The following is an 11,699-nucleotide window of genomic DNA, read 5'->3' as shown; positions in this document are numbered from 1 at the left end:
GGTGCCTGCCAATATTCCGGCTCCGTCCACTTGCTAAACAGTTCAATATCTTGGCTGCAGGGAATGGGCTGAATAATGCCGCTTCAAGCGAATTGCGACAAAGCTTGAGACTGAGCACTTTTTTCTCCATGGCACGATAACAGCAAAGTACTCGTGCCTTGCCCTGCTCACAGTTTGGCGCCAGCATCAATTTACCCGGCGTACATTATTATCGGACCGCTGACCGCTGAAATCCGGCATGGTTAGATGCAGTGCGAGCGCCGGCCGTAACTTGCGTGACAACAACCAATATGCTTGTCCCGATTTCGGCCTAGCTCAATTCCACGTATGCAAACAAGTCTTCCAAGAACCATCGGGTTGCCTCCGGAAGATGGTGACGATCGTGCCCTCAAAGCGCAAGGCCTTGCCGTCTTCGCCCGAGCCGGTCGCCCACCACTTGCCGCTGGAATAGGCCATGTCGCCGCCATCTTGGGCATCGAGCAGTTCGATACCATGTTCCCTGACTCCAGCCGATATGAAACCGGCCCAGAAATCGGCAATTGCGGCCGTTCCCTTCACGACGGCATGGGCGGGCGGCAATACAGTTCCATCCGACGTATAAAGCGCCGCCACCGCTGCTGCATCTCCGCCGTTGAAAGCTGCATTCCAGCGGTCCTGTGCTTCTTTCACGATCGTATTAATGTCTGATTCCAACATGATCTCCTCCCAGTTCCTTGGCTATGCTGATCCCACTGTCGCTGCAAGCAATTGCGCGGCCTTCATGTCCGGCAACGTCGATCCTTCTGTGAAGCTCGAGAAAATCTCAGCAAGCTGCTTGCGTGCATTGATTTCGGCACCGTCGGCGCGTACCAGTCCTATTGCCGCGCGAAGCTGCCAAAAACGCGCATCCTGTGAACGTGCGGTGGTCAGGGCGTCCCCGAACCGCTCCGCCGCCATTTTCGCCCGTTCAGGCCCAAGCTGAAGCAGGGCCTCTCCCTGGAGACGAAACACCTCGGACGCGAACCAGCGCTCGTTAGTCTTTTCGATGACCTCTTGCGCCTCTTTGAGCCACGTGAGTGCCGCTGCAGGATCGCCGGCTTTAAGCTCGATCTGCGCCAAGAGGGCAGCGAAGTAGGGCCACATGTATTGCGCGCCAGTGCTCCGCCACTCGCAGACACCCCTGTGCAACTCGGCGCGGCCGCGCTCTGTTTCGCCTTCGGCCGCGACTACCCACGCCTGCAAAATCGTGGCTCCAGCCTGCCAGAACCGAAATCCGCCCTCTGCCGATATCTGCGCAAGTTCGGCGGCACGGAGCTTCACTCCGGTAGCATCGCCGAGGATTTGGCGCATCACACCCCCAAAGAACAGCGGCAGTGCGAGGCTGTTGCGGTGTCCGATTCTCCTGGCTTCTCCTGCTGCCTCCTCATTTGCCGCAAGTGCCTGGTCGGGCAAACCTAGGGCCAACAGCGCCCGCGCCAGATAGTCGAGACACACGACATGCGGGTCGAAAGCGTACACGAATGCCGGAGACCGGTGCTCCTGCGGGTCATAAAGTGCCAGCGCTTCCGTCAGATGAGCGCGTGCGCGGGAAAATTCGCCTGCAGGCAGGGCGCTGACGCCGGCCGCGCGATGGGCGAAGAACGAGAGGCCGCGGTCATTGTTGCCATGGGCCAATTCAAGCAGTCTCTCCGCATCATGCCGTGCTTCGGCCAGTTGGGCGGCATAAAGATGAAAAAGGCAGAGGCCATAAACGACCGGAAAGAGTTGTTGTATCTCACCCAGTTCCTCACAAAGTTCCTGTGCCCGCAGATAAGCCGTACCAGTTTCGGGAGCGGCAAATCCGTGAAATGCTACTAACGTACTGCCTAGTGCCACCTGAATCGAAAGCTCACGCCGTGCACGCTGCTTTGATGGGGAAAGAGCCTTCAATCCGGTTAGCGCATTCCCGAATCGAACAAGCGCTTCCGAAAGGGACGAACGCGACAGGGCACGCCGTCCGGCTAATTCGTGATACTCCGCGGCTTTTTCAACAAGCGAAGCTTGGCCGAAATGATGTGCAAGCAATTCAGGTTCCGTCGCAGTGATCTCGGGAAAGCGTTCTTCCAGGATGTGCGCGATGCGGGCGTGCAGTTGTTGTCGGCGGCTCAAAAGCAGGCTGCCGTATGCGGCATCCTGAACCAGCGCGTGTTTGAAGGTGTAGCTGACCTGGCTCTCACCGCCTCGACGGAACACCAGGCCGGCTGTCACGAGCTGCTCTGTTGCCCGTTCAAGCTCGACTTCCGAAAAGCCGGAGGCAGCGGCGAGCAATTCGTGGCTAAAGTCCCGCCCGATTACGGCACCGATCTGGGCGACCTCCCTAACCGAGGCGAGCCGGTCGAGACGGGCCATCAAGGAGTCATGAAGGGTTGCGGGAACGGCAAGCGGGGGTAGCGGGCCCGACAATTTGTAGTCGTCACCGCTCTCGCTGAGCAGGCCAGGATTCCAGGATGACCTTGGTCAACTCCTCGATGAACAGCGGTACGCCTTCGGTCTTGGAAAGAATCTGGTCGAGAACGGACGACGGGAGTTGCTTTCCGCCCGTCATAACCGTGATGATGGAAGCCGCTTGGGCTCGGCTTAACCTGTTCAACGTCAGCACAGTCGCATGGGGAAATCCGTTCCAACGTAGAATTCCTTCCGGACGAGAGGTGGCAACAAGCATGATCGGGAGTCGCTGCATGCGGTCCACGATGACATCAAAGAGTTCAGCAGAAACCGGATCAAGATGGTGGGCGTCCTCAAGCAGCATGAGGACAGGCTTATTTCTTGCGAGCGCCTCGAGCTGTTCGATTAAAACCTCGAACGTCCGCGCTTTTTGCTTCTGAGGCATTAGGTCGAGCTTTGGATAGCGGTTGTCTGTGGGGATTGAAAGTAGGGCGGCAATTAGGGGGATGGCTTCATGTGGACTCTGCGCCGTTGAAAGTGCTTGCTCCAGGAACATTAGCTGCTTTTCTGGCGGGTCGGTTCGATTGATGTCCGCGGCCCGCAACAGTTGGTCTGCTACAGGATAAAGTGCGGTCTCGGTATGAAACGGTGAACAGAAGTAGCGCAGATATGTGATAGCCTCCTCTTTAAGGCGCTCACGAAGCTCCTGAAGAATGCGTGACTTGCCAATCCCCGCTTCTCCGAACAGCTCCACGACTTGTCCTTCCCCAGATGCAGCAAGGTTCCATCTCTCGACCAGGAGGGCAATCTCCGGGTCGCGACCGGCCAGTGGCGCTGTACCTCCAACATGAAGAGCGTCGAAACGGCTTTCCGCCCGATTTTCTCCAATTACGAGGTACGAATTGGTAGGGGTGTCGAAGCCGTGCAACTTTTGAGGACGGATCTCGCTTCACCTCGAAAAGCTTCCCCATCAATCGAAAAGTGAGTTCGGATATCAGGACTGTACCTGGTTCAGCGAGGGTCTGCAGACGGGCAGCGAGGTTGGGTGTCTCGCCAACGACGGCGTTCTCCTGTGCGGCACCGGTGCCAATCAGCTCTCCGACGACAACCAGCCCCGTCGCTATGCCAACCCGGACGGAAAGGTGCCGGCAGTTATTCGCGGAAAGGCCTTTGACGGTTTCGACGACGGCAAGCCCTGCTCTGACGGCACGTTCCGCTTCGTCCTCATGGGCCTGGGGCCAACCGAAGTAAGCAAGCACCCCATCGCCCATCAGTTTCGCGACATAGCCGTCGAAACGGACAACGTCGCCAGCAACGGCATTTTGGAATTGGCGCAGGACCGCGCCCATTTCTTCGGGGTCGAGCTGGGTGGACAAACCTGTCGAGCCCACGAGATCGACGAACATTACAGTGAGCTGTCGTCTCTCGGCCTCACGAGGGCGATCCGCGAATGATTGGCGCCGGGCAGTGACTGCTTTTTTACCAGTTGAAGATTTCGACGGTGGGGCGTGCTGGTCGCTTTCGAGTGCGGCAATTGCTTCAAGAATCTTCTTTCGGTGGGCAAGAGCAGCGACCCCCAGCTCCTTGAGATCTTCGGCAGTCAACTTTGGCAGCGTCTCGGCGTCAATCGCATTACTATCGAAAGCCGTGGCATATTGCCCAAGCCCCAAACTCTCCAGCCATGACGCAATGATCATCGGAGGCCCCTCTCAGAACGACCATCCTAAACCTGCCAGTGTACATGATCCAAATGCAAAAATCACTGCATGGCGTTGCCGACTACTTCGATCGACTGTGCGCCAATTGCGGCGCTGTTTGTTCATGAATTGAAAACGTGTTCGATCGGGTCGGCCTCACTCGTGCAAGAACCCAATGTCGAGATCGATCTTGGCTTGAAGATGCCTGAAGCGGCGGGAAATGCGTCCGATGCTCTAGTCACTCAGGAACGATCCTAAACGCCTGGAAAGGTGATCCATCACCGCTCCACTCTTCTTGCTTCATCGGCCGTAAGCGCGCTCTCTCGCGTGCCGGAAACGATAATCTCCAAGACCTCATGTTCGTCGGTATTCTTGATGTAGCGGTCGCCGACGTACTCGCCTCGCTTAAGCACCATGACGCGATCGCCCACGGCGAAAATGTCGACGAGACGGTGCGAGATGATGATCTGGGCAACCCCCTGCTTCTTTAGCTCAAGCATGGTTTCGAGGAGGCGCTCGGTCGCCATCACCGAAAGGTTGGCGGTCGGCTCGTCGAGGATCACGACGCGCGGCTCGAACGAGATGGCGCGGGCGATCGCCACAGATTGCTGGCGGCCGCCCGAAAGGCTTTCGACCTTCTGATACACGGAGTTCACGTCGACTTTGAGCCGTTTGAGCACACGGTCAGCTTCCGTATACATCTTCCGCCGATTGACGAATGGCCCCTTGAGCGGCCAGCGGCCAAGAAAGATATTCTGGCCGACATCCATGTTCCCGCACAGCGCAAAATCCTGGTAGATCATCTCGATACCGGCGTCACGGCTCTCGTGCGGACTCTTGAAGTGGACCGGCTGCCCGGCCACGAAGATCTCACCGCCATCGCGTTGATAGGCGCCGGTCAGTATCTTCATCAGAGTCGACTTGCCGGCGGAGTTGTCGCCGACCAGGCCAAGAATCTCGCCGGGATAGAGCATGAGGTCGACCTTGCGGAGCGCTTGCACGGCTCCGAAAGCTTTTTCGATGTTCCGCATCTCGACGATGGGCTCGGGTGGTGTCGCATCAGCCATGAACGGTTTCCGAGGTTCGTGCGCCTCTCGTGAGGCGGGTTCTCAGGCGTCCAAGAATGTTAGTCTGGCGTACCCAGATATCGACGAGCACCGCCACGATAAGGATGACGCCGATGAAAACATTGATCCAGTGCTGCGGCATGCTGAACCCTTGGACATTGAGCTGCAAGAGTGCCCGGACGAGCGTGATCACGGCAGCGCCGGCAAGCGCGCCGATCACCGTGCCGTAACCACCAAAGATTGAGCCTCCGCCGATGATCACGGAGGCGATGGCGTCAAGCTCGCGGAACTGGCCGGCAACAGGGTTGAAGCTGCGAAAATAAGCGACATTGATGATCCCTGCCATGGACGCGCAGAGTGCCGCCAACAACAGCGCGACGAACCGCATGCGATTGGTATTGATGCCGGCATAGGCTGCGGCGCGGACGTTGCCGCCGGTGGCGTAGACCTTCTGCCCGAACGGCGTATAGGCAAGTACCACGCCAGCAATCAGCGCGATGATGAGCATCCAGACCGTCTGCACGCTCACCACCTGAGCAACTGAGCGGAGGACTCCATCGGCCAGTGATATGCCGAAATGCAGGAGGATGTCGTTCACCTTGCGACCGAGCAGGTTGTAGCCTTCGGGCCAGCCAGTCAGTTGCTGACCGGCCACGAACCAGGCAGCGAGGCCTCGGGCGATATAGAACATGCCGAGCGCTCGCGATGAAGGCCGGCAGTTTGAAGCCGACCGTGACGATAGCGTTGACGAGGCCAGCGGCCATCCCTGCGAGCAAGCCCATTGCCACGGCGGTGAAAGGGTCGGCGCCCAGCACCTTGAGGAAATAGGCGGCGGCACTTCCGGCGAGAGCGAGGACCGCCCCGACCGAAAGATCGATATCGCCGGCCGCAATCACATAGGTGAGCCCGACCGTAATCAACGCCAGTTCCGTGTAGTTGAGCAGGATCGCGAAGGTATTGGACAGGTTCCACCAATAGTCGGGCCGCAGAATGAGGCCCGTCAACCATAGCAGCGCGGTCAAGATGATGGCGAGTGCGTCGCGCCGGGCGAGGAACTTGCCGAGCCCCGTGGACGACAACGCCGTGTCCGTTACCATCGCCCCCTTGGTCTGGACACCCTCGACCGCGATGCCGCCGATCTCGTAGGCGGGGGCGGTGGCCGGCCACGAAGCCATGCCCAGAGCCGCGCCGCGACCTGGCGACGAATGAGATAAGGCTCGATGAGCACGGCGAAGACTAGGAGGAGGCCAAGAAATACCAGCACTGCGCCGGCCGGCAGGGTGTACTTGGCGTTGACCGGGATGTTCTGACCGTCGATGACGATGATGCGGGTAATGGGCCAGCCTTCGCGTAATACCTTGTCGATCAGAACGACGAGCGCGGCGCCAAGACACGAACCCACGACACGGCCGCGGCCGCCAAGAATCGAGGCACCGCCGATGATGACGGATGCGATGACGGTGAGTTCCCAATTCACGCCATATAGCGGGGTCACCCCCTTGTCTTGGGCGGCCGACAAAAGGGCTGCCAGCGTCGCGCAAAGCGACGAGATCAGATATGCGCGAATGCGCACCCAGTTCGTCGCAATGCCCGCATAGATCGCTGCCTGCTCGTTACCGCCGGTGGCAAATGTCTCGTATCCCCAACGCGTCTTGGCCAGAACGTAAGCACCGATCGCCATCACCACAATCGCGATCGGAATCTGATTGTTGAAGCCTAAAATGTTGGTTTCGCCGAGATGGAAGAAGAGCGGATGCGCGGCCGCCTTTTCGGAATAATAAATTGCCTGGCCATGCGTAAGTGCGAGGACGAAGCCGCGGCCGATCAAGAGCGTCGTCAAGGTCGCGATGAACGCTGGTACCCTCAGGATGGTAATCAGCACCCCATTTGCCAATCCGATCCCGACGCCAAGCAGGATGCACAGAACAACTGAAGTCGTGATGCCGAGATCAAGGAAGTTCGGGGCGAACAACCGGGCGAAAACGACGGCGATCAAGCCGTAGATCGAGCCCACCGAAAGATCGAGATCCCTGTTGACGATGACGAAAGTCATTCCAACCGCAATAATCCCAACCCGGGATGTGTCGCGCAGAAGCGCATGAAGCGCCTCCGTTGAACCGAAGAAGGCCGGATTGACGAGCACCCCGCCGAGGTAGAGCAGGGCAAGGAATATGAGGAGTCCGATCTCCCAGCCGCCGACGAGCTGGGGAGGCGCACGGCCGAGCGATGTGGTCGTGATGATCGTCATGGCGTTCTTCTGATCCCTGGCCGCCGCAACGCGGGAGAACGCGCGCCCTCCCGCGAATTTGAAGTGTTCCGAGCTACATCAATTCTCGAAGCGCTTGCCGACATTCGCAACCGTTTCCTTCGTCACGAGTTGGGCGCGCGTATCAAGATTGGCGGCTGCAATGCCGCGGTCGATCTGCAGATAGAGCTGCATGACCGGCCAGAACCCCTGCAGGAAGGGCTGCTGTCCCAGCGAACCGGTCAGGTTCCCCGCAGCGATACCTTCTTGCTGCGCTGGTCCGAGGTCAAAACCATAGGCGCAGAGCTTGCCGGTTTTCTTCATCTGTTCGACCGCTTTGACGAGCGGCGGCGTGAAGACGTTGTTGGCCGTGAAAGCGCCGACCACATCACCACGCGACTCGAAGAGTGTAACAAGCGCGTTGACCGGGTCATTTGGGTTCGTGTCGATGCCCACGTTCTCCGGACCAGCGTCGACCTTGAATGCCTCGAGCTTGCCGGCGTCCTTCAACGTCTTGACAATTGCGTTGAAGGCGGCGGTCACACGATTGTTCACCTCAATATTGCCCATTGCGGTAGAGGACGGCAGAACGATCGAGCCGCTGGTCGCGCCACTGGCAAGGACGCAATTGGCGAGCGCCTCACCTCCGATTGCCGCAGCCGACGCGTCCTGGCCGGTGTGGCTGATGGCGCTCCGGTGCAAGATGTTTGCGTCGAACGAGTTGGTGGTGGCGACCGGGATACCATTTGCTTCGGCGGTTTTGACAATGTCGTTATAGGCGCCGACCTGTGGTGTGGTCATGATTATGCCGTCGATAGTCGGATCCTGCACGATCTGGTTCAGGATTTCGATCTCGCGTGCGGGATCATCTACTGGCGATTCCGAGCCAAGCAGCAGGATCTTGGCGCCGATCATGTTGCCGGCGACAGTTGCGCCAACATAGACAGGGTCAAAGAAGCCATTGCCGGCGGTGTGCGTTACAATCGCAAATGTCAAATGACCGTCGGCCGAATGGAAATCCTTGGTACCGGGTGCCTCCTTTGCGGCTTCATTAAAATTATAGCCGCCTACTGCTTTCTCGACACTCCCGGATTGTGCGAAGGCGTGCGTGACGCCGAGCGATAACGCCGCGGCGCAAGCCGCGAGCAAAAAATTACGCCCCATGACTGATCCTCCCTTTCCAACCAAGGGCGAAAGCCGTTCGGGCGCACTTATCGAGAGGGGTCCGAATGCTTCCTCCCACTTTGTTATATTCTGCGCAAATGCGGTCCAAGTAAATGGTGTACTCACTGTACTCGCGCATTTGTTCAACTGCACCTGCTATACGCTTGCTTTCCGGTAGAAAGTGCAATTCGACATTGGCGTCGTCTCAACCAAGAACTGTTTCATACTGTACTTAAACCAGGGCATGGTTTTCGCTATCTCCAGCGCACGGCACGTGACGTTCATGAGCTGACGAATGCCAGCGCGGAAACGACGCCGCTTCATGGTTTATCTGGGGCTGGTTGGATTCAACCGCTCTCTCGCCCACGGCAGGCGGGACGGCCTGATGATCCACGCCCAACGCAACAAGTTCTTCAGAAATTCATTAGCCAACAAACCTGCGGCAACGCCGCCGAAGATCGATGCTGCAGTGAAAACCGACCAGGGCAGCACGCCTTCAAGTGGAGTCAGTATCGACTCAGGTACGAACCTATGGAAAAGATAGATATGGTAGCTTGCGGCGGAGATCGGAAGCACGAGACGGACGATACGCCGCGGCAACGATACGCGGGGAGCAGATAGCAGGCCAGCGAGAAGCGCGAACTGTAGCATATATTTGACCCAGGACCCGATCCAGTTGCCACCGGAATAGGCAACCAGCGGAAAAATGGCTGCAGCAGCTGCCAGCACCAATAGCTTTCTGAAGAAACTGTCGGCAAAATACGCCAACCAACCAAAGGCCGCGAGATAAAGCACCCATGGCACCGTAAAAATTTGTCGGTCCCCGATCGGCCAGGCCAATGGCCCCATAAACCGAATTGCCAGCGCCGCTGCAAGAAAAGACATCCCAAAGGAATACGGATTTCTCGCGGCGGTTTTCCGGATGGTTGGTATGGCGAATATTCCAATCCAGATCAGCATCATCTGGACATAGGCTTCAACGAACCAATACAGCAAGGGAACCATCGTTCCGTTGGCCGGATCGGCGAAACCGAAGTTGCCGACAAGTAGCACTGATGTCCACGGCACCTTGCCCCACGCAAGGCCGTAAACGGCAACAATCAGATAATAGGGCGCAAGGACAGTTATGATGGGCCGTGCAAAAGCAGTGAAATTGCCGGAAAACAAATTGCCGCTCTGGAAGCGGGCGAGACCGTAGCCAATCAACATGACCATGGCGGCAGCACCGCCTGGAATTGGCCATAGGGTTGCGTGTTGGACGACAACGCAAAGGATAGCCAAAGTGCGGATCAGCAGATCCGTTTCCACTCTCTGCATCCCGGTGGTGGCCTGTCCCATGGTGGAGAGTTCCGCGATTGATCTGTTCTCCCAATTCTCGGGCAGCTGGCGCAGGACTCGCTCGAGTTCCAAGGACAAGCGGACGTAGCGTAACGAGTCACCGCCCAGCGACACGAAGGTGTCATTGCCGGCGACGGTCAGCGGGAAGAACGCTTCCCTGAACGCTGCTCTTACGCTCAGCGCTTTGTGGGTCTGCTTCTGGCCAAAACGCCTTCTCAACTGTTGATAGTCAACCTTGCCCGATGGAAGGCGAGGCAGTATTTCCTGCCGACTGGCTTCGACGTGGAGGGCGGTCAGCCCGCTCGCCTGGACCAGCGCGTTGCGTACAGTATCTTCTGAATGCGATGACGTATAAAAGGCAATGATTGATTGATCATCGCCCAAAACGGCTGCTTGGATCCCCTGTAGTGACAGTGCTTGTTCGAGCAAGTCGTGACCGATGCGCAATCCTGCGATCTTCGATATACGACTGCGGCGACCGACAATGCGGTAAAATCCACGCTTGTCCCGTATCGCCAGATCTCCTGTTTTCAGTTCCGTCAGTTCCGCGCCGCGGCTCAAGTCGCTCCGGCTCGATGCGTAGCCCATCATGATATTGGGCCCGCTATAGATCAATTCACCCGGGGTCTCGGCTCCATGGATCACCATCCCGTATTCATCCACGAGGCCCAGTTCCCCTCCGGGAATTGCAATCCCGATGCCGTGCGGGTTTTCCACCACCAGGTGAGGCGGAACGTAAGCCATTCTCGCCGTGGCCTCGGTCTGCCCATACATGACAAAGAGTTCCTTGCCCTGCCGTGATAGGTGGCTGCCATAAAGACCCACCAGTTCGGCGGGCAATCGTCCGCCGGCCACGGTCAACATCCTCAGGTTCGGCAGGTTTTCCTCGCGAAAACCGATCTGCTCGAATAGTTCGAAAGAAAACGGAACTCCGGAAATGTTTGTACAACGGCTCTCTCGCAGGTCCTCGACGAAGCCGGTGTCGAGGATTGATTTACGCGGAACAAAGAGGCTGGCATGCGCGGCCAGGTGGGAATTCAGAACCGAAAGGCCGTAAGAATAGTGCAGTGGCAGTATTAACGCGCTGCGGTCGTTGCATGTGAGATGGAGGAAACGAACAATAGAATCCGCATTGGCTTCTACGTTCGTTCCCGAAAGCCGCACGAACTTGCCCTGACCGGTGCTGCCGGATGTCGAGAGCAGCAAGGTGAGATCAGGATGCAGGGTTTCACACGATGGGTGAGCTGTGTGGTCGGTGAGCCAGCGGTCTCCAATTTTGCGAAAGCAGATATCGGGTCCGTATAACTTCTGAAAACTGGCAGCCGCACGCGTGTCGCCCGGCGGGAGCAGCGCGACGGCATGCCCGCCGGCAAGCGCCGCGAGATAGGCGATGATGGCGTGTTCGGAAAGACTGGCTTCTATGGCAATCAACCGCTTTTCGCCGCTAAACGACGTCGCCAAAGTCGCGACCCGCTGCGCAAGTTGATCATAGGTTATGACGGCCCGGCCGGGGAATATCAGGGCGGGCGATTGGCCGCCGTCGGACAGATGCCCGACAAAATTTGGAACCATTGAAATGTCCGATCCCACCTTCCCAAACATTACGGACGATATGAATAGATGTTGCAGGTCACACAGCATTTGCTGCTTCGCTGTTGTCCTGCAACGGCAACATGGTCCTTATGCAAGGAAAATTCTGAAAGTTGTACCAAGCACTTCTCCAAGGTCCCGGCGAGCGAGCTAGTACTTTTTAACTACATAAGGACTGATGGACAAAAAAGAAAT

Annotated in this window: 7 protein-coding genes and 1 pseudogene; all 8 read right to left on the bottom strand. The window is 57.7% G+C overall.

The window, feature by feature from the left end; genetic code table 11:
• Nucleotides 1-315: 315 nt before the first annotated feature.
• The 8 genes and pseudogenes from N8E89_RS27865 to N8E89_RS27830 all read right to left on the bottom strand — a co-directional run bounded on the left by N8E89_RS27865 (nt 316) and on the right by N8E89_RS27830 (nt 11,486).
• Entirely contained in the window at nt 316-696 is a 381-nt protein-coding gene (locus N8E89_RS27865) for a YybH family protein (protein ID WP_106665523.1), read from the bottom strand.
• A 21-nt stretch (nt 697-717) separates the two neighbouring features.
• The gene (locus N8E89_RS27860; RefSeq protein ID WP_262263400.1) at nt 718-2,367 is read right to left on the bottom strand and encodes an ATP-binding protein; all 1,650 of its coding nucleotides are present in this window, start codon (nt 2,365-2,367) and stop codon (nt 718-720) included.
• A 64-nt stretch (nt 2,368-2,431) separates the two neighbouring features.
• On the bottom strand, nt 2,432-3,202 hold the full coding sequence (locus N8E89_RS27855; protein ID WP_262263714.1) for an ATP-binding protein: 771 nt from the start codon (nt 3,200-3,202) through the stop codon (nt 2,432-2,434).
• On the bottom strand, nt 3,099-4,100 hold the full coding sequence (locus N8E89_RS27850; RefSeq protein WP_262263399.1) for an adenylate/guanylate cyclase domain-containing protein: 1,002 nt from the start codon (nt 4,098-4,100) through the stop codon (nt 3,099-3,101). The genes N8E89_RS27855 and N8E89_RS27850 overlap by 104 nt, the downstream gene beginning before the upstream one ends.
• Before the next feature lie 278 nt (nt 4,101-4,378).
• Nucleotides 4,379-5,167 (bottom strand): ATP-binding cassette domain-containing protein, encoded by a 789-nt coding sequence (locus N8E89_RS27845; RefSeq protein WP_262263398.1) that lies wholly within the window; start codon nt 5,165-5,167, stop codon nt 4,379-4,381.
• Nucleotides 5,160-7,415, bottom strand: a pseudogene (locus tag N8E89_RS27840) (ABC transporter permease). The gene N8E89_RS27845 and the pseudogene N8E89_RS27840 overlap by 8 nt, the downstream one beginning before the upstream one ends.
• Before the next feature lie 78 nt (nt 7,416-7,493).
• A complete protein-coding gene (locus N8E89_RS27835) occupies nt 7,494-8,576 on the bottom strand; it encodes a substrate-binding domain-containing protein (protein WP_106665528.1) in 1,083 nt (360 codons plus the stop codon).
• Between the two features lie 327 nt (nt 8,577-8,903).
• Nucleotides 8,904-11,486, bottom strand: coding sequence for an AMP-binding protein (locus tag N8E89_RS27830; RefSeq protein ID WP_262263397.1), 2,583 nt, complete (start codon nt 11,484-11,486; stop codon nt 8,904-8,906).
• Nucleotides 11,487-11,699 lie beyond the last annotated feature (213 nt).

The organism is Phyllobacterium sp. A18/5-2, from assembly GCF_025452215.1.
Taxonomy (GTDB): Bacteria; Pseudomonadota; Alphaproteobacteria; order Rhizobiales; family Rhizobiaceae; genus Phyllobacterium; species Phyllobacterium sophorae.
The sequence above is the reverse complement of the archived record's forward strand: the minus strand, read 5'-3'. Positions and strand labels throughout refer to the sequence as shown.

Excerpts from the sequence above, each read along its gene's own strand:
- N8E89_RS27845 (WP_262263398.1), bottom strand. The coding sequence starts at position 5,167 with ATGGCTGATGCGACACCACCCGAGCCCATCGTCGAGATGCGGAACATC.
- N8E89_RS27850 (WP_262263399.1), bottom strand. The coding sequence starts at position 4,100 with ATGATCATTGCGTCATGGCTGGAGAGTTTGGGGCTTGGGCAATATGCC.
- N8E89_RS27830 (WP_262263397.1), bottom strand. The coding sequence starts at position 11,486 with ATGGTTCCAAATTTTGTCGGGCATCTGTCCGACGGCGGCCAATCGCCC.
- N8E89_RS27835 (WP_106665528.1), bottom strand. The coding sequence starts at position 8,576 with ATGGGGCGTAATTTTTTGCTCGCGGCTTGCGCCGCGGCGTTATCGCTC.
- N8E89_RS27865 (WP_106665523.1), bottom strand. The coding sequence starts at position 696 with ATGTTGGAATCAGACATTAATACGATCGTGAAAGAAGCACAGGACCGC.
- N8E89_RS27860 (WP_262263400.1), bottom strand. The coding sequence starts at position 2,367 with ATGGCCCGTCTCGACCGGCTCGCCTCGGTTAGGGAGGTCGCCCAGATC.